This is a genomic window from Paenibacillus dakarensis (assembly GCF_001373415.1).
GTDB lineage: Bacteria > Bacillota > Bacilli > Paenibacillales > Paenibacillaceae > Paenibacillus_AQ > Paenibacillus_AQ dakarensis.
On the sequence record NZ_CDSE01000087.1, the window covers coordinates 35,722 to 56,831 of the forward strand.

At 43.7% G+C, this 21,110-nt stretch carries 26 protein-coding genes and 1 riboswitch; of the genes, 8 read left to right on the forward strand and 18 right to left on the reverse strand.

What is annotated here, in order from left to right:
* Positions 1-23 precede the first annotated feature (23 nt).
* The gene (locus BN1234_RS18815) at positions 24-1,529 is read right to left on the reverse strand and encodes a replication initiation and membrane attachment family protein (protein WP_054958184.1); all 1,506 of its coding nucleotides are present in this window, start codon (positions 1,527-1,529) and stop codon (positions 24-26) included.
* A 195-nt stretch (positions 1,530-1,724) separates the two neighbouring features.
* Complete coding sequence (locus BN1234_RS18820; RefSeq protein ID WP_082423288.1) at positions 1,725-2,024, reverse strand: YuiB family protein; 300 nt, start codon at positions 2,022-2,024, stop codon at positions 1,725-1,727.
* Positions 2,025-2,273: 249 nt separating this feature from the next.
* Here BN1234_RS18820 and hemQ point away from each other — a divergent pair, with 249 nt between their 5' ends.
* A complete protein-coding gene (gene hemQ, locus BN1234_RS18825; protein ID WP_054958185.1) occupies positions 2,274-3,023 on the forward strand; it encodes a hydrogen peroxide-dependent heme synthase in 750 nt (249 codons plus the stop codon).
* 68 nt (positions 3,024-3,091) lie between these two features.
* Here hemQ and BN1234_RS18830 read toward each other — a convergent pair whose 3' ends face one another.
* The 3 genes from BN1234_RS18830 to BN1234_RS18840 form a co-directional block, all read right to left on the reverse strand.
* Positions 3,092-3,592, reverse strand: a complete 501-nt coding sequence (locus tag BN1234_RS18830) for a GNAT family N-acetyltransferase (protein WP_054958186.1) — start codon at positions 3,590-3,592, stop codon at positions 3,092-3,094.
* 157 nt (positions 3,593-3,749) lie between these two features.
* Positions 3,750-3,998 (reverse strand): hypothetical protein, encoded by a 249-nt coding sequence (locus BN1234_RS18835; RefSeq protein ID WP_054958187.1) that lies wholly within the window; start codon positions 3,996-3,998, stop codon positions 3,750-3,752.
* Positions 3,998-5,188, reverse strand: coding sequence for an NAD(P)/FAD-dependent oxidoreductase (locus BN1234_RS18840; RefSeq protein ID WP_054958188.1), 1,191 nt, complete (start codon positions 5,186-5,188; stop codon positions 3,998-4,000). The genes BN1234_RS18835 and BN1234_RS18840 overlap by 1 nt, the downstream gene beginning before the upstream one ends.
* A gap of 445 nt (positions 5,189-5,633) precedes the next feature.
* Between BN1234_RS18840 and BN1234_RS18845 the strand changes: the two genes are divergently transcribed.
* The gene (locus BN1234_RS18845; protein ID WP_054958189.1) at positions 5,634-6,635 is read left to right on the forward strand and encodes an NAD(P)/FAD-dependent oxidoreductase; all 1,002 of its coding nucleotides are present in this window, start codon (positions 5,634-5,636) and stop codon (positions 6,633-6,635) included.
* Positions 6,636-6,787: 152 nt separating this feature from the next.
* Here BN1234_RS18845 and BN1234_RS18850 read toward each other — a convergent pair whose 3' ends face one another.
* Both BN1234_RS18850 and BN1234_RS18855 read right to left on the reverse strand, forming a co-directional pair.
* The gene (locus BN1234_RS18850) at positions 6,788-6,931 is read right to left on the reverse strand and encodes a sporulation histidine kinase inhibitor Sda (protein WP_106766872.1); all 144 of its coding nucleotides are present in this window, start codon (positions 6,929-6,931) and stop codon (positions 6,788-6,790) included.
* A 299-nt stretch (positions 6,932-7,230) separates the two neighbouring features.
* Entirely contained in the window at positions 7,231-7,893 is a 663-nt protein-coding gene (locus BN1234_RS18855; protein ID WP_054958190.1) for a YheC/YheD family protein, read from the reverse strand.
* A 231-nt stretch (positions 7,894-8,124) separates the two neighbouring features.
* Here BN1234_RS18855 and BN1234_RS18860 point away from each other — a divergent pair, with 231 nt between their 5' ends.
* Positions 8,125-8,331, forward strand: a complete 207-nt coding sequence (locus BN1234_RS18860; RefSeq protein ID WP_054958191.1) for a hypothetical protein — start codon at positions 8,125-8,127, stop codon at positions 8,329-8,331.
* A 104-nt stretch (positions 8,332-8,435) separates the two neighbouring features.
* The gene (locus BN1234_RS18865; protein WP_054958192.1) at positions 8,436-8,762 is read left to right on the forward strand and encodes a hypothetical protein; all 327 of its coding nucleotides are present in this window, start codon (positions 8,436-8,438) and stop codon (positions 8,760-8,762) included.
* Between the two features lie 61 nt (positions 8,763-8,823).
* Here BN1234_RS18865 and BN1234_RS18870 read toward each other — a convergent pair whose 3' ends face one another.
* From BN1234_RS18870 to BN1234_RS18880, 3 genes are all read right to left on the reverse strand, one after another.
* Complete coding sequence (locus tag BN1234_RS18870) at positions 8,824-9,189, reverse strand: DUF3221 domain-containing protein (protein WP_245640223.1); 366 nt, start codon at positions 9,187-9,189, stop codon at positions 8,824-8,826.
* Positions 9,186-9,458 (reverse strand): hypothetical protein, encoded by a 273-nt coding sequence (locus BN1234_RS18875; protein ID WP_054958194.1) that lies wholly within the window; start codon positions 9,456-9,458, stop codon positions 9,186-9,188. The genes BN1234_RS18870 and BN1234_RS18875 overlap by 4 nt, the downstream gene beginning before the upstream one ends.
* A gap of 235 nt (positions 9,459-9,693) precedes the next feature.
* Positions 9,694-10,053 (reverse strand): HesB/IscA family protein, encoded by a 360-nt coding sequence (locus BN1234_RS18880; RefSeq protein WP_054958195.1) that lies wholly within the window; start codon positions 10,051-10,053, stop codon positions 9,694-9,696.
* 291 nt (positions 10,054-10,344) lie between these two features.
* Here BN1234_RS18880 and mqnE point away from each other — a divergent pair, with 291 nt between their 5' ends.
* Together mqnE and BN1234_RS18890 are read left to right on the forward strand one after the other, a co-directional pair.
* Positions 10,345-11,448 (forward strand): aminofutalosine synthase MqnE, encoded by a 1,104-nt coding sequence (mqnE, locus tag BN1234_RS18885; protein ID WP_054958196.1) that lies wholly within the window; start codon positions 10,345-10,347, stop codon positions 11,446-11,448.
* A gap of 106 nt (positions 11,449-11,554) precedes the next feature.
* On the forward strand, positions 11,555-12,613 hold the full coding sequence (locus tag BN1234_RS18890) for an NAD(P)/FAD-dependent oxidoreductase (RefSeq protein WP_054958197.1): 1,059 nt from the start codon (positions 11,555-11,557) through the stop codon (positions 12,611-12,613).
* A 7-nt stretch (positions 12,614-12,620) separates the two neighbouring features.
* Here the strand turns inward: BN1234_RS18890 and BN1234_RS18895 are convergent, their stop codons facing one another.
* Entirely contained in the window at positions 12,621-12,860 is a 240-nt protein-coding gene (locus BN1234_RS18895) for a YuzB family protein (RefSeq protein WP_170308085.1), read from the reverse strand.
* 79 nt (positions 12,861-12,939) lie between these two features.
* Here BN1234_RS18895 and BN1234_RS18900 point away from each other — a divergent pair, with 79 nt between their 5' ends.
* Positions 12,940-13,185, forward strand: coding sequence for a NifU family protein (locus tag BN1234_RS18900; protein ID WP_054958199.1), 246 nt, complete (start codon positions 12,940-12,942; stop codon positions 13,183-13,185).
* A 65-nt stretch (positions 13,186-13,250) separates the two neighbouring features.
* Here the strand turns inward: BN1234_RS18900 and BN1234_RS18905 are convergent, their stop codons facing one another.
* From BN1234_RS18905 to BN1234_RS18935, 7 genes are all read right to left on the reverse strand, one after another.
* Positions 13,251-14,027: an SDR family oxidoreductase gene (locus BN1234_RS18905; protein ID WP_054958200.1), complete on the reverse strand. Its 777-nt coding sequence runs from the start codon at positions 14,025-14,027 to the stop codon at positions 13,251-13,253.
* A 141-nt stretch (positions 14,028-14,168) separates the two neighbouring features.
* Entirely contained in the window at positions 14,169-14,981 is an 813-nt protein-coding gene (locus BN1234_RS18910; protein WP_054958201.1) for a MetQ/NlpA family ABC transporter substrate-binding protein, read from the reverse strand.
* A gap of 69 nt (positions 14,982-15,050) precedes the next feature.
* A complete protein-coding gene (locus BN1234_RS18915; RefSeq protein WP_054958202.1) occupies positions 15,051-15,719 on the reverse strand; it encodes a methionine ABC transporter permease in 669 nt (222 codons plus the stop codon).
* Positions 15,719-16,735 carry a methionine ABC transporter ATP-binding protein gene (locus BN1234_RS18920; protein WP_054958203.1) on the reverse strand — a complete coding sequence of 339 codons (1,017 nt, stop codon included), beginning with the start codon at positions 16,733-16,735 and terminating at the stop codon, positions 15,719-15,721. Before BN1234_RS18920 ends, BN1234_RS18915 begins: the two co-directional genes overlap by 1 nt.
* Before the next feature lie 103 nt (positions 16,736-16,838).
* Positions 16,839-16,981: riboswitch (SAM riboswitch) on the reverse strand.
* Positions 16,982-17,116: 135 nt separating this feature from the next.
* Positions 17,117-17,836, reverse strand: a complete 720-nt coding sequence (locus BN1234_RS18925; protein ID WP_054958204.1) for a Cthe_2314 family HEPN domain-containing protein — start codon at positions 17,834-17,836, stop codon at positions 17,117-17,119.
* 183 nt (positions 17,837-18,019) lie between these two features.
* Positions 18,020-18,982 (reverse strand): COX15/CtaA family protein, encoded by a 963-nt coding sequence (locus BN1234_RS18930; protein WP_054958247.1) that lies wholly within the window; start codon positions 18,980-18,982, stop codon positions 18,020-18,022.
* A 182-nt stretch (positions 18,983-19,164) separates the two neighbouring features.
* Complete coding sequence (locus BN1234_RS18935; protein WP_054958205.1) at positions 19,165-19,509, reverse strand: thioredoxin family protein; 345 nt, start codon at positions 19,507-19,509, stop codon at positions 19,165-19,167.
* A gap of 122 nt (positions 19,510-19,631) precedes the next feature.
* Between BN1234_RS18935 and BN1234_RS18940 the strand changes: the two genes are divergently transcribed.
* Positions 19,632-21,002, forward strand: coding sequence for a DUF2515 family protein (locus BN1234_RS18940; RefSeq protein WP_054958206.1), 1,371 nt, complete (start codon positions 19,632-19,634; stop codon positions 21,000-21,002).
* The last annotated feature ends 108 nt before the right edge of the window (positions 21,003-21,110 follow it).

Below are 21,110 nucleotides of genomic sequence, written 5' to 3' on the forward strand. Positions count from 1 at the left end.
CTTTTATTAGAACGGACATTTCTTTATCCGCCCCTTTTCTTGCTTGCCTGCATCTCTGCAGCAAGCTTCAACATTTCCTCGTATTCCTCTTCCGACACGGCCTCGCCCTGAGCAGATTCATGGGCAATAGGAATCTCCGGTTTAACTTTACCGTTCTTGGCATTAGAACGTGTACGTGCCGCCGCAGCCTGTTTGCCTTTCATCTTGGCTTGATCGCGTATATATTGAACCGCCTTCTCATAACTGTTAACCTGCTTCAGCAGCATATTGGAAGCAATCGCCTCAACAAAATTCCGATTGATCCGCTGCTCTCCGCCAGCTGCAATGAGAGACATTAAGTAATGAATTAATACGTTGATCACTTCACCCGGCAATTTGTAGCTGAGGTCGATCTTTTCGAACATCTCCATAAAATGCGCAGGAACTGTGCCTGGAAAAAAAGTCTGAAGAAGCTTCGTATAAGGCTCATTGCGAAGCATCATATTATATTGGTGGATATCACACTTCGATTGAAACTGGGATGGGACCTCTACATAGTACTCCATCTGTACTGCATGTTCTTCTGCAGGAGCATCGGGATCTGTATTCAGCTCCTGGTGCAGCGCTACAACCTTCCCGGCTGTAATCTGCCGCTTTTCCTGCATCTTCATGCCCTGACGAAAATGAAGGCTCGCTCTGTGCTGAAGCTCATCCAGTATCACTTCACCTGTGCCTGAGAAAATATCATCTTCATCTAAAAGCCGGCATAAATCTTGCACACTAAGATCATATTTACGTACAACATAATTCACAATCCCCATCTGTTCATGATCATACCTGAGACGCTCTACAAATACCCGATTTTTGGACTCACGCGGAAAACGCAATATGATATCGGAATAGTTCAAGCCCTCACCCTGGGGTACACTTTGTTGTACGGCAGGACTGCGCACGGGCTCCACTTCGGTTAAAGCCTGCTCCAGTTCATAATCGATAACATGGGTGTTCAATTCAAAAATATCGTAAAATGGCACCGAAATATTCTCTTTATTAAGTGATATTCCCGACCATTCTTGCGGTTCCTTGCTCCACAGCTGTTCTCGAAGGGACATCACGGCAAACTTGCCGACCTTGTCCCGCAGTAATAATGTCAAATGCTGTGTATTAAAAAACTCCGACGGAGACAGCGGTGCTTGAAGCTCATATTCATATACATAATCATCTGTCTCCGGAACGTACATGCGGCTCGTCTGAAGCAGTCCTACGGCTTCGAGCTTCGACGTCTGCTCAATCAAATATCTACGGCCCTTTTCGCTCGGCTCCAGCCCTAAAGTCAAAAAAAGTCGACGCTGCTGCTCGATCGCTGAATATCCGACCTTCTCCATCGGTACGTGCATGATGAGAAGACGATAAAAGCTGATCCCGAACGCACCAACCATCGGCTGATAAATGGAACTGAGCATTTTGTCATCCAAACCGCTCAGGCAGAAGTCGCGGTATACGCAGTAACGGTGGTTCTCCGTAAAATGTAAAAAGTTTGTCATGCGCATCGTGATTGCTCCTCCCCTGTCGCCTAAAATAGACTTCTCTATTCTATCATAAAAAGGAATACCTTAAGTCTGTTTCATAGTTCAAAATTTCTGGAATTCATGAACTTATTTTCTCGGGCAACAAAAACGACCCTCCCGAATACGGGAGAGCCGCCGATGCCTATCATCTGGGAGAATTTGATTAAATCACTTATTTTAGAACATTTTAAATCCTTTAACCCGTAATGTTTGGATAGTCCAGCCGCTTAAAAAGGCTCCCGCCAAACCCGCTGCACCTGTCAAATAATCCACCACCTGGAATGAGCTTACGTGTGCCCAAAGGGTGGTCTCATCCCGGTTCCATAAGCTGTAAATGACAGCCGGCAATATGACAATCACGAACAAATAGCATGGAAACCAGGTTGTCTTCATTAACATATTGAGGATAAATCCGATCCCAAACATCATGACAAAAAATAAAATCATCAATACAAGCACGGGAATAAATTGCAGCATAATTGCCAGTCACCTCTTCTTCGTCACCATCACAGCCGCGGCATACTCTTTGCTATGAAGAATAGCACACGATAGACGGGCTAGTAGATAGTGTACTAAAAAAAATGTCACATATCAACGAACATTCCGTGAATAGATTGTGTCAACGTTTGCCCTTCTCGCGGCGGTTAGATACAATGAAGAAAGATTTAACAAGCGGGTTATCCGCTGTAGGAGAGCATTTACAAGAATATAATTAGGGGTGATCCTATGAATGAAGCTGCAATGACGCTTGAAGGCTGGTATGCACTGCATGATTTCCGTTCAATCAACTGGCCGGCATGGAAAGCTGCAGATGACGAGGAACGTGCAGTGGCACTGGACGAGCTGCATGCATTTCTGGAAGAGTGGAGAAACGTTGAAGAATCTAAGCGTGGAAGCACTGCTGTATACACGATTGTAGGGCAAAAAGCTGATATTGTGTTTATGCATTTGCGTGAAACGCTTGAAGAGCTGAATGCAATCGAGAATGAATTTAACAAAACGACATTTGCTCAATATACGACTAAATCTTACTCCTATGTCAGCGTTGTCGAGCTCAGCAACTATTTGGCAGGTTCTTCGGAAGGAGATCCGATGGAGAATCCCCATATTATTGCACGCTTGAAGCCGGTCCTTCCTAAGGCGAAGCATATTTGCTTCTACCCAATGAACAAAAAGCGTGATCTTAGCGATAACTGGTACATGCTTAGTATGGAGGAAAGACGTTCAATGATGCGCAGTCACGGGCTTATCGGCCGCGGCTATGCAGGCAAAGTGAAACAGATTATCACGGGTTCTGTCGGATTTGATGATTGGGAATGGGGCGTTACCTTATTCGCAGACGATGCACTCCAGTTCAAAAAGCTCGTATATGAAATGCGCTTTGATGAAGTCAGCGCCCGCTTCGGCGAGTTTGGCCCTTTTTATGTCGGCAATCTGCTTGAGCAAGATGCCTTTGGCCAATTAATGAAGGTATAATCATATTTCATTGAAAGAGCTGTCCCTAAGTGTTTTGGGGGCAGCTCCTTTTTGGATTTTGGATTCTGTTATTTTCCACCTAGATTTTTAATCGCCAACATCGAGCTTTCCTGAATGATTCCTGTATCTATGAAACCAAGTGAAGCGTATAATGATTTAGCTATGACATTACTTGTTCGATAAAAGAGTGCTGCATATTCTGCTTCCCCATCTGGCTCAGCTTCAATATCCATCAACATTTTTTCAAGAGCAAGTTTGCCGTATCCTTTCCCCTGATACCCCTTTCCAATCATAATATGCCAAATAAAATAGCTCTTCTTCCCGTAAAAAACTTCATTTTCAAATAATTCATGATCCAACGTATCATAAATATACATCAAAAATCCAACCGCAACTTCATCGGCATAAATGGCTAATGGAGTCGCTGGTATACCGTCTGCGTTCAGCATGTGAGCATCTGCAAAGCTTCTGAGGTTAGTCGTTTCTATAAAGCTTTTCTGGTTTTCTTCAACATCAAGTGCCACCACTTCATCTATGTTATCTCCGGTTATCCTTCGTAATTCAATCATAGCTTTATCTCCTCTCCTTAAACAATCCACTTCCACACCTGCCTTAACATTTCAATTCATATAACAAAAGTAGGATGAGAAAGGGGAAGAATCCCCATTGTATGCTCATCCTACTATAGATAGTTTAAAAGTGTATTTAATTGCTTATTATTATCGGTTAAAGTGGGCTTTCGTCTTTATTTATAGATTCCAAATATTCTGCCGTTGCCCGGTCACGCTCCCTGCTCTTGTCCTTCAATCTCTCAATCGAAGGCAAAATCAATATATCTACTTCTTGCTGAATAATATAAGCCAGATCATACTTCTCCTGGGACTCCAGATATGATCCTACTTCCATGAGTCTGTTATACCGATCAAGTTCTTCTCGTGTCAGCAGACCCCGGACTTGAACGCTGCAGTGTCTCATTATATAAACCTTCCCTTTTTCAGGACGAGCGGTATGCCCCCAATAATGAAGAGGTACCGCAGGTCAACCAGTTTTTTCAGCTGAGCTGCTTTAAAGCCTGTGTATTTCTTATCTCCTACAACAGCGATTCCTTCTCCCTTACCGAGCGAAGCGACGGTACCCTTGTGATGAAACTCAAACTTTCTAAGCTCTTTGCCTCGGATGGATGCTACGATGTTCTGCGCACAGGAAACGCCTTGCTGCATCGCCATCTGCGCGGTAGGAGGATAAGGCTTGTCCCCATTGAAGATAAGAGAATTATCACCAATAATAAAAATATTCTCATATCCTGGAGCACGTAAGTATTCATCGACTTTCACACGTCCGCGCATCGTCTCGAAGCCGGCCGATTCGACGAGACGGTTACCCCGGACACCGCCGGTCCAGACGATTGTAGCCGACTTTATCTCTTCACCCGTACTGAGAATGACACCGTTCGGCATGCATTCTTTTATTGCAACCCCGAATTTGAATGTTACACCCTTCTTCTGCAGCACTTCAACCGCATAGTCAACCAATTCAGGTGCAAACCCCGGTAAAGCGGATGACGCAGCTTCAATATTATATATGTTCACAAGAGCAGGATCGACATCGTACTCTTTACACAGCTTCGGAATACGATCGGCAAGCTCGGCTACAAATTCAATACCGCTGAAACCTGCTCCTCCAACAATAAAATTAATCCGTTCTTGAGGTCTCTGCTCGTTCTTGTACATTGCGAACTGATATTCAATATGTGCACGAATCAATCGAACAGAGTTAATGCTGCGTATGGACATTGCGTACTCTGCCATTCCTGGAATACCGAAGGTCTCCGGTTCTCCTCCAAGCCCGATAATTAAATAGTCATAGGATAATGTCCCATCCTCAAGGATCACTTTTTTATCATGCAGACGAATTTCTTGAACAGATGATTTCACCAGATCAATTTTAAACTCATCAATGAGTTTTGATATGGAGACGCGAGTATGTTCTATGCTATCTGTACCTGCTGCAGGCATATGCAAATGGGTCGTTATATAGTGATAATCATGTCTGTTAACCAACGTTACGTCAGCTTCATTATAATTGAGTTCCTTCTGCAGCCGCTGCGCTGTCAAAATGCCACCGTAACCCGCACCAAGGATTACGATTTTAGGTATGCTGCTCATTCTCCTGTTCCTCCCGCCGTACTTCTATATATAGTATAAAATCAAATGTTTTAAATTCTGTATTTTTCACTTTTAAAAAAAGAGAAGAGCTCTATATCAGAGCCCATTGAATCTACGACTTCATCTCATCATCATAGTAGAAAACTCATAACCTTGCATGCTCAAATATGTAAAAAGATTGCTTTTAAACGCAAGTTGTCACGTTTATCATATGCATAAACAGGTTAAAGATCAAGGATTATTTTGACCAAAAAAAGGGTGAAATCCGTTACATGACAAGCAGGATAATAAAGAAAGCGCAACCAAAATCCATAGCAGTTATTTTCGGATGGTTCACCGCTTTCATTGCTGGTTTTGGAAGATTATAATAGTAAAAGAACTCAATGAATCAGGGTAATAACAAATGTCCGTCTGATTCCAATATATATGATGGAGGTACTTCCCCATGACAACAGCATCACAGGAACAACAAATGACCGACCTGCTTATAATCGGCGGTGGCCCTGCGGGTATGTTTGCTGCTTTTTACGGCGGCATGCGACAAGCTACAGTCAAACTAATCGAAAGTATGCCTCAGTTGGGTGGACAGCTAGCTGCTCTTTACCCGGAAAAATATATTTACGATGTTGCCGGTTTTCCTAAAGTTACAGCTCAAGAACTCGTCAATAACCTTTCCCGCCAGATGGAGATGTTTGATACAGATATTCGCCTTGAAGAAAAAGTTGAATCCGTACAAAAGCTGGAGGAACATCACTTTGTCGTAAAAACAGATAAAGATGTTCACCACGCTAAGGCCATCATCATTACAGCTGGCGTGGGCGCATTCGAACCTCGGCGTCTGGAGCTCGATAACGCTTCTCTATTTGAAGAGACCAACCTTCATTACTTTGTCAGCGACCTTAGCCGTTTTCAAGGCAAGAGAGTACTCATCAGCGGAGGCGGCGATTCCGCAGTGGACTGGGCGCTTATGCTAGAACCTATCGCAGAGCAGGTAACTCTGGTTCACCGCCGCGACAAATTCCGTGCTCATGAACATAGTGTGGAAAGACTGCTTGCATCCAAGGTTAACATCATAACTCCAACGGAGATCAGTGAACTTCACGGTGACTCCCACATTACCAAAGTTACATTGTCTCATATAAAAACAAAGGAAACACAGGAGATTGAAGTAGACGATGTCATTGTCAATTTCGGTTTCGTTTCCTCCCTTGGTCCAATCTCTGAATGGGGCATAGCGATCGAGAGCAACTCGATTGTCGTAGATTCCCGAATGGAAACAAGCATCCCTGGAATTTTTGCTGCCGGTGATATTACAACTTACCCGGGTAAAGTGAAGCTCATTGCCGTCGGATTCGGAGAAGCGCCTATCGCAGTTAACAATGCCAAGGTTTATTTTGACCCTGATGCACGACTGGCACCGGGACATAGCAGCAACATGAAACTCTAAGATTAATATTTATCAACAAAAAAAGGTATCTTCTATCCACCAACAGATCAATCTGCGGATACGAGATACCTTTTCTACTCAATGTACGACATTTATATGTAGATATAAGCTGGATGAATGCCGATATGTTCTTCTATCTGTCCTTGTAGATTCTAGTGCAGGATACTGATGGAATCGGTGTCTAAGTTCCGTTTATGAATTTCGGCCAGCAATAAAGTAATAAACTCCCGTTCTAGTTTCAGCTCAATAGCCATATGATAGGAATCTAATAACATTTCGTCCGTTAACATAGCCATCACCCTCACACCCTTTCCTCAATTTTCCTGAATCTATCATAGCAAACATCATAAAAAGGAACAACTGTTCCCTTATCCACAAGTGGTTGTGGAAATCCTGTGTATAATTTGTTGGTAAGTGTATTAAAACTAGAATTATCAAGGGCGATTTTGGGGATAAATGTTATACACAGGAGATAATACAAAATTTTCATCAAAAAAATAATTAATATATTTATCGGGATATCATTCATATTTTTTAATTACCCGGATTTTAATTAATATAAACCCTTATCAGGATATTAATGGAATTTTATTATTTAGCTTGGTCGAGTATTCACTTCCAATATCCATATGGCACCTGTTTGATCGAGTCCGTAATCAAATCCAAGTTCACGGATGCCCGGAAAACTTGTTTCTAACACAGCTATGCAAGTTCGGGTTAACTGTCTCATCTCATTTCTTTTTTCGGCAGAATTGATATGGGGTAAAGAGCGCCTAATTGCAGGCCTGCAGTGAAGCAGGGTACCGCCTTTACACAGATTGGTCACGAACAGACCTCGTCTGGCAAGCCTGGCCACCGTAGCTTTAAAAATCCACCTCCCTCTAATTTTGACGACTTTAAAACGGTAATCCAATGGTCGATCACCGATTCGGGCCAGTTCAATGCCCTGCTGAATCAAATATCTCCGTTTCATCTTTAATCTGGACAACAAATGAACCAGTGAAGGAAAAGAAGCCACATATTTCTTAGATCCTTTATATCTAACCTGATAGCCCTCATTATGCTCTTCGATACGTATGACGCCGTTTCCGCCTGTCCCCACAACCGGCTTGATTACAACCATGTTGTACTGCGAAAGCATCGACATCAGATCATCCCTGTTATAAGCCTTTGTTTCCGGGATATAAGGGATTATCTGAGGATCGGTCAGCAGCGCTTCCGTTTTTAGCCACTTGTTCGCCAATTGTCTACCCGCCATGCTGCCTACGCCTCCTTATAATCATGACATACGTTATACTACTCTAAATCCCCTGTTTGTTCTTGGATGATTGTCCGTGTCACAGTGCCTATTCCCTAAACGTAATGTCTTGATGGATAGCTTTTTAAGGAAGGTTCTCCCTTTTCAAAATTACCAATCTATCGTATAGTAGAAAGCGGATATTTAAACGCTGAGAAGGAATCCGTGACTGAAATAAAGGAGGCTTTTATCTTGGCAGCTCTGTTTGAGGTGTTGTACTGGATTGCTATGGTCGGAATGTCTATTGCACTCGCGGCCATTACGGTATTGATATTTGTTATCGGTTTCAAGTTTATTAAAGACAAGCGCCGAGCTCTTGGTGCAGGCTGCATTGCCTTTTCACTCGTAGCTGCCAGTATGATTGTGTTTATGCTAAACAGGCAGTTCTTCTATGTTTAGCAGCAGCTTTTATGAGATGAAAAGAACCCTGTCCGCTATAGAATAGGGTTCTTTTCATCTCTTTTTCTTCTTTTTTTAATATCATGGACTTGGAGGAGATCAGGATGAACTTGGAGTTTGGTGAACTGAATCAACTTGAAAAAAAGCTGAAGACCATTCAAGAGAATACCGGAAAACTCGCAGAGATGAAACAGGAGGTCCATACCGATGATCTGTTTCCAGATTCGTATGTACAAATGTACACCTCTTTCTCTTCTTTTAATGAGTTATTAAAAGCTGCCGGTTACACAGGTCAAAGCCAAGAGGAATTCGAACAATTCGTGGAGACGGAATTGGACCCGTACTTAGCGAAACATTCCCAGCTTACCACCTGGAAAGAGTTTCAGGACAAGGCTGTTGCCGCATATGTTGGGAGACATTTAGGGCTCTAAGCAAAAAAGGACCTCTATAGAAGATTGCGTTCTGCAATCTTCTATAGAGGTTCTTCTCCCTTTAATTGATTTTTTCTATATTTATAACTGTTCTAATAGGCGGAAAGGATTCCAGTTGGTCAAAGTCAGCAGTGATTTTTACTCTTTGCCCTACTTGAAGTGATTCGTAAGTCTCTTTATCAACTAAATAATATGAAGCTTCCGGTTGGTCATGGGCTAGTTTTATAAAATCCTCAATATTTCCATTCTTCAAATCTTCCTCACTTATTTGTTGAAGAACGAAGAGTTTGTGCTGCTTGTTACTTTCATTGGTTTTATACACCACAATACCCTTGTAAACCGGATACTCCTCTTTCTCATTCTTATTTGAACAACCAGGAAGGATAATCATACTAATTAAGATACACAGCATTATTGTTCTCATCATGACCCATCCTCTATTTCAATTTTTTTGACTATAGTCTTCGCAGGATCATATGAATCTCCCTTTGCTCTGCTTTCAACTTCCGCTTTAACCACATCACCAAGATTATAGGCTTCCACATCTCGAACAGGCAACCAGAAGCCATCTACATAAATTTGCTGCTCATCTAAGTTTACATCTGTAATCGTACCTTCAACCATAAATATATTCTTATCCTCAGCGCACCCTGCTATGACCAGGAATAAAAGCAAAAATAAAATTTTACTTCTCATCCATACCCTCTCCTTTTTAGCTAAAGGTACTAATAACAAAAAAATTCATATTAAAAATAAAAAAAAAGACCTCCATAGGTTCGATAGTACGGGACTATCTTCATTACAGAGGTCGTGCTTCACACCCCTGAACCGCTGTGTTCTCTGGGGTGTTATTATGCATTAAACAATTTGTTAAAGCTTTCTTTGGCTTTTCGTTGAATCAACGGATTGAAGACCGCATCAGCTTAAATGATTAGCAAGGCTCTGCGCTTGGCTTACCTGCATCTTCCTTTGTGCGGAAGGATGAACCGCAGCCGCAAGTGACAGTAGCGTTCGGATTGTGAATGGTAAAGCCGCCAGTCATGCCGGATTCCTCGAAGTCAATCTCAAGCCCATTCAAATATTTCACGCTATCCTTGTCGACTACAATCTTCATATCGGCAACATTCATATATACATCATCTTCCGTTTCGTCGTCGTCAAAGCCCATAGCATAGGAAAATCCGCTGCATCCGCCTGCAGTGACGCCTAAACGAAGGAACATATTCGGTGTTTCCTGCTCAGCAAGCATATCCTTCAAACGTGCTGCCGCTGTATCACTTATTGTAATCATAGGTCACCCTCCTTTTCGTTCACTTTTCAGTATACTCTACATCCATGCATCCCTCAAGGAGCACAACTACCGATCATTCACAATTTCTAGTATTTCCTTTCTGCCTGTTTGTATTGCCGAGCCGCTAGGTGCGGTTTATAATAGGGAAGGATTCATCGGAAGTTTCGATTTCTGTCACATCCGGCAGCCCCTGGCTGCCTTTTCAGTGTGTTCCGGTCCTTAATTGCATATATTATCACTACACTATTAAAAATGGTTAATGGACAGCGAGCGTAAAGAGGAGGAAAATTCATGAACCATCTTAATCCTTTTATGGATAAGAAAATGGCTGAAATTGTTGAAAAAGTTCAAAATGGAATCCGTCTAAATCTCGAAGACGGTGTCTATTTATACCAAACCGACGACCTTCTAACCCTCGGGCAGCTTGCGAATGAAGCAAATCTGCGCAAAAACGGGAAAAAGGTCTATTTTATTGAAAACATGAGCTTATATTTTACCAATGTATGTGAATCGCGTTGTGCTTTTTGTAATTTCCGTAAAGATCAAGGCGAGGAAGGTTCTTATACACTCTCCGGCCCGGAGATGGTTGAATACGTGGAGCAGCATTTCCATCCCGGCATTCGAGAATTTCATATTGTAGGGGGCCATAATCAGCATGTACCGTTCCAGTATTATGTGGATTCCCTTAAAGCACTGAACGAACGCTTTCCGGATGTCACACTAAAGGCTTATACAGCAGCTGAAATTGACTTTTTCACAAGAATCAGCGGCCTAAGCATACAAGAAGTTCTGCAAGAGTTGCAAGCAGCGGGGCTTAAATCCTTAACCGGTGGCGGCGCTGAAATTCTATCTGATCACTACCGGCAGAAGATGAAAGTGGATAAAGCAAATGTAGAGCAATATCTAGAGGTTCATCGCACCGCACATAAGCTCGGTATGAAGACACACACCACAATGCTTTATGGTTCTATCGAAAGCCATGAGGACCGAATCCGTCATATGCTTCAAATCCGCGAATTACAGGATGAGACGAATGGATTTATGGTGTTTATCCCGCTCTCCATGCAGCCGAAGAACAAAAATGCGGGCATTATGCGCCGCAACTCCGCATACGAGGACTTGAAGACCATCGCAATCAGCCGGCTTATGCTGGATAACATTGATCACGTAAAAGCTTATTTTATAAATATTGGTCCTCAATTAACACAGGTAGCTCTCAGCTTTGGAGCCTCTGACGTTCACGGCACCATTCTGAAAGAGCAAATCAGCCATGCAGCGGGTGCGTTAACACCGGAGGGATTGACTCGTAAAGAACTGATCTGGCTCATTCAGGGGGCAGGCAGAATTCCGGTTGAACGCGATACATTTTACAATGAAATCAAGGTATATGAGTAGCATTTTGCCAAACGATAGAATGGATGGAACCCCAAAATACGATGTGAGATTAATGAGGTAGTATATATTTTCGCTTTCCTATCTCTTTAGAAAGGAAGACATTTATATGAAAAAACTCGTTATACTCGGCGGAGGCTATGGTGGTCTTGCCTTGATTCAGGAATTATTCAGCAGTTATCTGCCTCCCGATCTGGAAGTGGTGCTTATTGATCGCATGCCATACCAGGGTCTTAAGACAGAATATTATGCTTTAGCAGCAGGAACTGTGGCAGATACAGAGTTGCGTGTAAAATTCCCCACATATGATAAATTAAGCATTCATTACGGGGAAGTTACCTCTATTGATCTAGAGTCAAAGCTTGTGCATTTATGGAATGACGACCCGATTGAATATGATCAACTTGCAATCGCACTGGGGTGTACCGATCAATATCATGGTGTTCCTGGGGCTGAAGAATTCACATGCAGTCTGCAATCTTTTTCCGGAGCAAGAGAAACCTATTTACGTTTAAATAACCTTAAGCCGTACAGCCAGGTTCATATTGTTGGTGGAGGTCTAAGCGGGATCGAGCTCGCTTCCGATTTACGGGAAAGCCGTCCTGATCTCAACATTGCGATATTGGATCGGGGAGCTCGTGTTCTTTCATCTTTTCCGAACCGGTTATCTTCATATATACAGCGCTGGTTCGAGGAACATAATGTCGAAATATTAAGCGGGGTTTCGGTATCCAGGGTGGAACAAGGTGTTGTCTATAATATGGATAAGCCCATTCCAACAGATATGACCGTCTGGACAGCAGGAATCCAGCCCGTTTCTGTTGTCCAGCAAATGGATCTGCCCAAAGACCGAAGTGGACGAATACTGCTAAATGATCTTTATCAAGTACCTTCCCATCCAGAGGTATATGTGATTGGTGACTGTGCCAGCCTTCCATTTGTGCCTAGTGCTCAAGCTGCCGGTGCGCAAGCGGAACAGATTGGCCACGTGCTGAAGGCATTGTGGAGAGATGATACACCAAAGGTTCATCCGCTTAAATTAAAGGGAACCCTCGGTTCTCTCGGTAAACATGCCGGCTTCGGCTTGATGGGCAGTACCTCGGTTATGGGACGTGTTCCAAGACTTCTTAAGAGTGGAGTGCTATGGAAATCCAAGCGGAATTTCTAAGCGGTATTTACAGCTCTTCTATTTCCTTTATTTTATACAGAATCGCTGAATATAATTCTTCAGCCGTAGCGGCCTCCACGATTTCATCATTTACGAAAGCAAACGGAGCTAAGTAGCATTGACCACAATTAGTGAGACAGCCGTACTCCACAACATCCATATCCGGATGTTCATCAAATGGCTTTAAGACTTTGTCTGTCCCAAAATGAGCATTTCCTGAACAGAATTCAATAATAGGTCGCACAATAATGCACCTGCCTTTAATATTGGCATTTTATTTTGCCGGTTTATGTACTATAATATAAGGTGGAAAGGAGTTGAACAATATGAGTGATAACGCACAAAGCACCATGTATGATGAAGTGGCTGACGTGCTGGATAAGCTTCGCCCGTTCCTGCAGCGCGACGGCGGTGACGTGGAATTGGTCGACGTTGAAGACGGCATCGTAAAACTGAAATTGGTAGGTGCATGCGGCAGTTGCCCTAGCTCCACCATCACATTGAAAGCCGGTATTGAACGTGCCCTAGTCGAAGAGGTAGAAGGCGTTCAAGAAGTCATGCAAGTATTTTAATACAATATACAGCTTAGAAATAACTCCGCTTTCCTTTATCCAAGGACAGCGGAGTTTTTTTCTGTTTATTGCTCTGGTATAATTCTTGGCCGAATAGGATCTAGACCGCCTGATATGTCCATTATATTTCCCGTAATAAAATCCGACTTATCCAGGCACAAATATTCGATAACCCTGGCAATGTCCTCCCCGCTCCCGGATCTTCCGAGAGGAGTCAGCTCATCCATGATCCCGGTTACCTCATCAATCGTTTTTTCTTTATTTGCTCCGCGAATATCACCGGGACACACCATATTTATCGTTATTCCGTATGAAGCTTCCTCCACGGCAAGCGTCTTCGTAAATGATACCAGACCAACCTTGGCAGCAGCATAGACTGAACGATGCGGCCATGATCTGGCTTCCCCCGCATGACCAAAACCAAAATGAATGATACGCCCCCACTTCTTCTCCCGCATGGAGGGAAGTACAAGGTGATCCAGCAGCATAACGCTCGTCAAATTTCCGTTAACCAGATGGACAATTTCATTTCGGTTATACTGGGAGAATAGTTTCCGTTCACGAATAAAGGGCCCCGCATTATTAATCAATATATCAACATTTCCGAGCGTGCTCTCCGTCTGCTCTACAAGTCTGTACAATTCCTCTTCTACAGCAATATCTGCTTTAACCGCAATGGCCTGAACACCCATGCCTTCAATTTCCTGCTTAAGGGCACTAGCTTCATCTTTGCTGTTAACGTAATTTAGTGCAATATGGCACCCCTGGCGAGCAAGCGTCAAGGCTGTCATCTTACCTAACCCTGTCGCACTGCCGGTAATGAGAGCTACTTTCCCCTTCAAAGCCTTCCCCCCTACGTAAACAGATCTCCCTTCAGTATAAAAGATTTACCCTTCACCCACAACTTGACTTTATTCTTAGATAGGCTTTATTAACAAGAAAAACCCCGGACTAAAAGCCGGGGTTATCATCGAATTCGTTAATTAAAACGCTGGAACAATCGCGCCTTTATATTCTTCTTCAATAAATTTCTTCACATCTTCTGAAGTCAGCGCCTTGGCCAGCTTCTGAATCGCTTCGGAATCTTTATTGTCTGAACGGGCTACCAGGAGATTCGCGTATGGATTATCCTTGTCCTCGATGAACAGCGAATCTTTAGTCGGATCTAAATCAGCTTCCAACGCATAGTTGGTGTTGATGATGGCCATATCCATCTCATCCAGCATACGAGGCAGCATTGCCGCTTCTACCTCTTTAATCTGAAGATTCTTAGGATTTTCAGTGATGTCCTTCGCAGTAGCCTCCAGCTTGTTCTCATCCTCCAGCTTAATCAAGCCCTGCTTAGCCATAAGCGATAGAGCACGGCCGGCGTTGGATGGATCATTAGGAATAGCTACAACTGCGCCGTCCTTCAACTCATCTACAGATTTGATCTTCTTAGAATATGCACCCAAAGGTTCAATGTGCACAGCTACAACCTCTACTAAATCCAAGCCGCCCTTCTTCGCCTCGCCCTCCATATAAGGCTTGTGCTGGAAGAAGTTCGCGTCAATCTCTTTTTGATCCAGCTGTTTATTCGGGAGCACATAATCCGTAAACTCCACGATCTCCAGCTTGATGCCTTCTTTTTCAAGCGCCGGCTTGATATGTTCCAGAATCTGAGAATGCGGCTCTGGGGAAGCGCCCACACGAAGTGTTCCGTTCCCTCCATTTGATTCTGTTTCGGACTTGTTTCCGCAAGCTCCCAATACGACTACCAAAGACAAGCTGAGAAATGCCAGTGCCCATTTTTTCATGTTATGCTCTCCCTCCTGATAAATAAAATGATATATTTTTATTTCTTAAAACCCTACCTAGCTTTACCCTTATTTCCTTGTAAAATGCCGTACCAGTCGATCCCCTGCCATCTGCAGCAATTGAACCAGCAGGACCATTAAGACAACCGCCACTATCATAACCTCGGTTTCATAGCGGTTATAACCATATTTAATCGCTAAGTCACCAAGTCCTCCGCCGCCTACCATACCCGACATGGCTGTGTAGGAAACGAGAGTAACCACCGTAATCGTCATCGCTGCCAGCAGACCTGGTCTGGCTTCCGGAAGCAGTACCCGCCATATTACTTGCCGTGTAGATGATCCCATTGCATGAGCGGCTTCAATGACACCTCGATCCACCTCATTAAGAGATGTCTCTACTAATCTCGCAAAAAATGGCGCTGCCCCCACAACAAGCGGTGGAATTGTACCAAGTACACCATAAGATACACCAACAATCGATTTCGTAATCGGAAGCATCGCTACAATCAAGATAATGAACGGTATGGAACGAAGAATATTTACAATAAATGACAGGATTCCATATCCGAAACGTACCCATCCGGATGTGGAGCGGGCCGCCATATATAACAGCACGCCGAGTGGGAGACCAATCAGGAAAGCAAACAATGCAGACGAGGCTAGCATTTGAATGGTGTCCAGCGTCGCTGTTCCAATCTCCTTCCAGTCTACTTCAGAAAAATCAAGCCCGAACATCAGTCAATCACCTCCACATCAAGCCCTTGCTCCTGCAGCTTCTGAATCGTCAAGTCGATCGCTTGCATATTTCCCTCGAAACGAACGATCAGCTGACCGTATGGTGTATCTTTAATTGTCGAGATGGTGCCCTGCAAAATAGCAAAAGCTACCCCGGTTTCCCGCACCGTTTGCGATAGAATCGATTCATATGTTTTGGAGCCAAGGAAAGTAATCTTCGCTGCACGGGATGATTCAGCATGCGGTGCATGAATAGCCAGCTTCAGCGCCTCTCCGCTGCCCATTTCTTGACGGATAAATTCACGTGTTACTTCATGTTTAGGCTTCAAGAACACTTCCGTCACAGGGCCCTCTTCTACAATCCCACCTTGATGAATAACAGCAACACGGTCACAGATCGTCTGAATGACATGCATTTCGTGCGTAATGAGCACAATGGTCAGATTGAAACGCTGATTAATGTCGAGCAGCAAACGAAGAATCGAATCCGTCGTCTGCGGATCTAACGCTGAAGTTGCTTCATCACAGAGCAGTACTTCCGGATCACTTGCGAGTGCTCTTGCAATACCTACCCGCTGCTTCTGTCCGCCGGACAGCTGGGACGGATATTTGTCACGGTGAGCCTCCAAACCAACAAGTGTCAAAAGCTCATTCACCTTGCGTTCAATCTCAGCTTTAGGTGTTTTAACTAATCGAAGCGGAAATGCAATATTCTCAAAGACTGTTGCCGAAGACAGCAGATTGAAATGCTGAAAAATCATACTGATCTTCCGCCGTTCAGCCTGAAGCTGTTTTTTGTTAAGAGATGTCAAATTAACTCCATCAACCCATACCTCACCGGAGGTAGGGCGTTCTAGCAGATTGATACACCGGATGAGTGTACTCTTGCCGGCACCGGAATGTCCGATCACGCCGAATATTTCACCTTGTTCAATCGACAGATTCAATTCGGACAATGCGGTGGTTAACGTTCCGGCTTTTCCGTACTGCTTCGTCAATCGTTTAAGTTCGATCAATCCCTGTTCCTCCTTTTCATATAATCATCCATTATAAACAAATAAAAGAGCCCTCTCTTTGCAGAATCAAAAAGGGCCCTCTTTACGTAAAGACGAATGCCTTTTCTCATCTGTCAAAACTGTATAATTGACCACAGTTCTGAAGGAATTAGCACCATGACACTTCAGGGCAGCTAAGCTAGCTGTTATCCTAAAGTCGGTTGCTGGGTTTCATCGGGCCTGTCCCTCCACCTCTCTCGATAAGAAAACATCGATATGAAATTATAATTGATTTACATTCAAAACCATATCAAGCAATGTAATTGTTAGTATAGTTTTTTTTCAGATATTTGTCAAAAGGAATTTATAGGCTTTAAGTCATAAGTTAGGCTCAGGATAATTTTAGGAGCTTACTCCTTTTTCCGCCCAAAGATCATTCGTATAGTGAAATGCAGTCGACAGGGTTTTACATACCATATCTACCCCTAGCTTTAAGTCCTCCAAATGCTGATCCAGATCCTCAATCTCCACTTTAGCATGAAGCCCTTTGTGCCGCTGCCAAAGATCATCCTGCATTTCTGAGTTCATGTAATGAATTTCTGCATTTCGACGTTTTCGTAAAGCATTCATGGGTGAGTTATAATGATCCTTTATATCCTGCAGCTTATCAGCTAATTCGTCATGTGTTTTCACGTATCTAAACTGTCGAAGCACCGTAAAGTAAGAGTAATGTGCCTTTACCTTTGATGTGTTCAGATCATACAGCTCATTCAACACGGTTCCGAGTTTATCAAGTACGGAGAATATCCGAATGAATCCATTTTTATAAAAATACACATACCGTGCGTATTCCCCTTGTTCTTGAACAGACATATCATCAACATATCCAGACTTTACTGATTTACGAAAATGACCTGCAGCAAAATAACTTTGCTCCAGCTCATCCAATGAATTGATCAAGCCAAGCATCCAAATCTCAAGCTTACGAAAGTCGTGGGTAGGATCTTGATTCCTCTCAATCTCCTTCTGCAATAACTGGGTTGTCTTAACCATGGTTTCAATTGCATCTTTAAGCAGTCCTTCATTCACGCGTGGTGGTTCTCCGAGCAAAATCCGAAGCATGGTGTTACCCCCTAAAAGTAAATTGTGAAGCAATATTGGGTTGCTCCAGTGTTCGATTGATCTTTATCATTAAAGTGTCCTGAAGCCCCCTCTCCTCATTCCGTTTGGTTGTAAACACAGGTTAATATAGCCTTTATACAACAAAATCCCCGTACAGCGCCGTGGGATTTTGCGTATTGGTTTCTATACCGTTTTTTGTAACAATTCCTTAGTAATCGCAGCCGGCGTTCTGCTTAGCTGCCATGTTCTCACGCTCAAATAAGATAAAACTCCAAATAACATGGATATAAGCAGCGTATGGCCAAGAGCTGCAAAAATATACAATTCCTCATTGTGAAGTGTTGCCATGAGTAAAGGACCGCTTAGGATCTGCATCGAACAGAGGATGACTGCTGCTACACCAAGCATCTGTATTTCACGGTTATTCCGGTTCCGCCAAAAAGCAATATGCCCCATAATCGCTACTATGAGCAGCAAAAGAGCCGCGGCAACCCTATGCATGAAAGCAATACCGACTCCGCCCGATAGTTCCGGTATAATCTCTCCATTGCAAAGCGGCCAGCCGGAGCATCCTTCTCTCGAATCCGTATGGCTGACGAACGCTCCTATGTATACAACGATGTACGAATATATCGTAGTTGCCCATACGAGATTACGAAATGATTTACTAACTGCAGGCAGCTGCTCAAGCTTCTTATGATCCTTCGCCTGTTCAACTCTCCGCATGGATAATGCAAGCATCACAGAGCTTGCAAATGCGATAAGCGAGAACCCGAAGTGCAAAGCCATGACCGCTGCCGATTGCGGTACCATTACAGCCATCGCTCCCATGATAGCTTGAAGAACAACAAAGATGGAGGTTAGGACTGAATAGGTAACCATATCGCGGCGTTCACGTTTGAATTTCAGGAACGCAATCAGTGAAGCTAACGCGGACAAGCCTGCCAATCCACTCACTGCCCTGTGAGAATATTCAATCATCGATGACAGGGTGTATGCAGGGACAAATTTCCCGTTGCACAAAGGCCATTCTTGCCCGCAGCCCATACCTGAATCTGTCTTCGTTACGACCATTCCGCCAAAGGTTGCTAAGAACATAACCAGACATGTCAAGTAGCTGAGCCATTTCAATTGTTTATTATTCACGCTTTTTTCACCTGCTGCCGTATTCATAATATATCGATCTTTGACAAACAATAATTCAGATAATACGCAATCCAATATATATTATAACTGATTGGCACACCCGGTGATAGACTGATTCTGACAAAAAAGTTCAAAAGCAGCAAAACACCGCTGATCCATGTAAAGGTCAGCGGTGTAATTCTTTACTTATGAATCGTTTCATAAACCTCAAGCGCACGGTCTAGGAAAGACTCAATTTCTTCCCGGGACTTACGCAGCTTATTTACAAACCGGACCAGTTCACGGCCATCTGTATAAGCTACAAAGCTAGGGATGCCAAGAATATTCTGCTGCTGACTTACGTCACCGACTTGATCCACGTCGACTTCTACAAGCGTTAACCGGTCAGAATACTTCGTCTCCAGCTCCGGCATAAATGGATCGATAAACTTGCAGTCAATACACCAATCTGCTTTAAATACAGCTACCGTCAATCTCGGGGATTGAATCGACACCTGAAATTCTGCTTCTGAAGTGATCTTTTTCAAGGAAATCTCCCCTTTCCGTATGATTTCGTTCATTCTAAGTGAAGCAAAATGTGGAGTGGAAGTCAAATTTTAAAGGCCGTACTGATAATAAATTCACTGACATCGAGAAAAGAAGGTGCCTTATGAATTATTCCGTATATCCCAAGACGAGCAACCGCTCGATATGGTCGCTGCTGCGTTCTCTCCCCCGTACGGCTGCGGAAGCAATCAACGGTTTTGCAGCTGCTTGGATGGCGTCCAGTGAGCTCCGGAGGAACCGTACCGACTTGAAATGGAATGAAGGTGCTGCCAGAAGCATCTTGTGCTTACTGGATAAAACAGCTGAAGGGTGCCTTCGTGAACGTGCCGGCCAAACAATAAAACTAGACAGTGAACCGAAAGAACTGGCAGACCTAAAGGACCTAAGGAACTCTGCTCAGATGTCCTCCACTGATCTTCAGCTTGTTCAGCACATTTATGAAGCTGTTGCCGCCGCTAATCAAAGCAATATTACACGAACACGCGCTTATCTTGAATTGTTTAATGAATTCCCGGAGATCCACTGGGCATTACTGGCCCACATGGTTTCAAGAAACGGCGGCTGGAATATGTCCGACATCAAAAGTGGTCTTATGTCTGATTTAACAGACGACCGCTTTAAGAACGATTTATACCGGTTCCTTGAACGCTGTAACGCCCTGATCTTTCAAGATGCATATCCGCAGCTGCTGCTCTATAAGTACAGCAGACAATGGAAACAAAGCTGTTTTCACCTGCTTCCGCATTTTCATATATCTGCATTCATGACACCATTCTGGGACAGATTCTGGCTGGATCGAAACAGCAGTTTACTGACTGTTGCCCTGATCATCAATGAACAGAACTATATTGAAGGCCGAGTGGTGAAGCATCCCTTTTTTCGCAAACATGTGTTGAATAATCCTTCTTTTCGACTACATGAGCTCGCTCGTTTAAATCAGATCATCTTTCCACTCGGCGAAATGAGGTGGAAGCATGATCTGTTCCATGAATCCATAATCCCGCTCCGGCCTTTAGCCGGGCTAACCTTAAATCATTTTGATAATCCGTCAGCCCGGATTAAAAGTGGTAAAGCACTGTATGCAATGCTGTTTGGATATGAACAAATTTATCGGGGCGTTCTTGAATATGTTCAGGGCACACCCCATCTAGGCTCGCGTGCAGAATACTGGCCCGCATTGTTCACAACCCAGCCTTGTCCTGCCATGAATTCCAATACAGAAAGCACAGAGCTGCTGAAATCCGAGTGGCTTGCAGCCGATCATCGGTTATACAGTCCTCTGCTGGAGGATGTCTGGCGTGATACGGAATACGAGCCTATTCCTCGGTATGATTGGTTCCGGGATCCTTCCATGCTCCGGCATGTTACCAAGCCTGTACGTCCTCTCCTCGTAGATATGACCCATGCTCACAGAGCCGGACTTGAAAGGGTCGCCTATGTTCATGATATCCAAAGTCACATGAGCCAACCATGAATTTCACATTTCTTTGAACTAACAAACAGGCCGCTCAAGGATTCCCCCTGAGCGGCCTGTTGTTTAATACAGAGACTCACCACAGCCTCTTATTCATATATATAGACT

Excerpts from the sequence above, each read along its gene's own strand:
- BN1234_RS18870 (WP_245640223.1), bottom strand. The coding sequence starts at position 9,189 with ATGATGAGAACAATAATGCTGTGTATCTTAATTAGTATGATTATCCTT.
- BN1234_RS18890 (WP_054958197.1), top strand. The coding sequence starts at position 11,555 with ATGAAAAAACTCGTTATACTCGGCGGAGGCTATGGTGGTCTTGCCTTG.
- BN1234_RS18875 (WP_054958194.1), bottom strand. The coding sequence starts at position 9,458 with ATGAGAAGTAAAATTTTATTTTTGCTTTTATTCCTGGTCATAGCAGGG.
- BN1234_RS18900 (WP_054958199.1), top strand. The coding sequence starts at position 12,940 with ATGAGTGATAACGCACAAAGCACCATGTATGATGAAGTGGCTGACGTG.
- BN1234_RS18850 (WP_106766872.1), bottom strand. The coding sequence starts at position 6,931 with ATGGCTATGTTAACGGACGAAATGTTATTAGATTCCTATCATATGGCT.
- BN1234_RS18925 (WP_054958204.1), bottom strand. The coding sequence starts at position 17,836 with ATGCTTCGGATTTTGCTCGGAGAACCACCACGCGTGAATGAAGGACTG.
- BN1234_RS18910 (WP_054958201.1), bottom strand. The coding sequence starts at position 14,981 with ATGAAAAAATGGGCACTGGCATTTCTCAGCTTGTCTTTGGTAGTCGTA.
- BN1234_RS18865 (WP_054958192.1), top strand. The coding sequence starts at position 8,436 with ATGAACTTGGAGTTTGGTGAACTGAATCAACTTGAAAAAAAGCTGAAG.
- BN1234_RS18845 (WP_054958189.1), top strand. The coding sequence starts at position 5,634 with ATGACAACAGCATCACAGGAACAACAAATGACCGACCTGCTTATAATC.
- mqnE (WP_054958196.1), top strand. The coding sequence starts at position 10,345 with ATGAACCATCTTAATCCTTTTATGGATAAGAAAATGGCTGAAATTGTT.
- hemQ (WP_054958185.1), top strand. The coding sequence starts at position 2,274 with ATGAATGAAGCTGCAATGACGCTTGAAGGCTGGTATGCACTGCATGAT.
- BN1234_RS18820 (WP_082423288.1), bottom strand. The coding sequence starts at position 2,024 with ATGCTGCAATTTATTCCCGTGCTTGTATTGATGATTTTATTTTTTGTC.
- BN1234_RS18880 (WP_054958195.1), bottom strand. The coding sequence starts at position 10,053 with ATGATTACAATAAGTGATACAGCGGCAGCACGTTTGAAGGATATGCTT.
- BN1234_RS18940 (WP_054958206.1), top strand. The coding sequence starts at position 19,632 with ATGAATTATTCCGTATATCCCAAGACGAGCAACCGCTCGATATGGTCG.
- BN1234_RS18840 (WP_054958188.1), bottom strand. The coding sequence starts at position 5,188 with ATGAGCAGCATACCTAAAATCGTAATCCTTGGTGCGGGTTACGGTGGC.
- BN1234_RS18855 (WP_054958190.1), bottom strand. The coding sequence starts at position 7,893 with ATGGCGGGTAGACAATTGGCGAACAAGTGGCTAAAAACGGAAGCGCTG.
- BN1234_RS18915 (WP_054958202.1), bottom strand. The coding sequence starts at position 15,719 with ATGTTCGGGCTTGATTTTTCTGAAGTAGACTGGAAGGAGATTGGAACA.
- BN1234_RS18830 (WP_054958186.1), bottom strand. The coding sequence starts at position 3,592 with ATGATTGAATTACGAAGGATAACCGGAGATAACATAGATGAAGTGGTG.
- BN1234_RS18815 (WP_054958184.1), bottom strand. The coding sequence starts at position 1,529 with ATGCGCATGACAAACTTTTTACATTTTACGGAGAACCACCGTTACTGC.
- BN1234_RS18835 (WP_054958187.1), bottom strand. The coding sequence starts at position 3,998 with ATGAGACACTGCAGCGTTCAAGTCCGGGGTCTGCTGACACGAGAAGAA.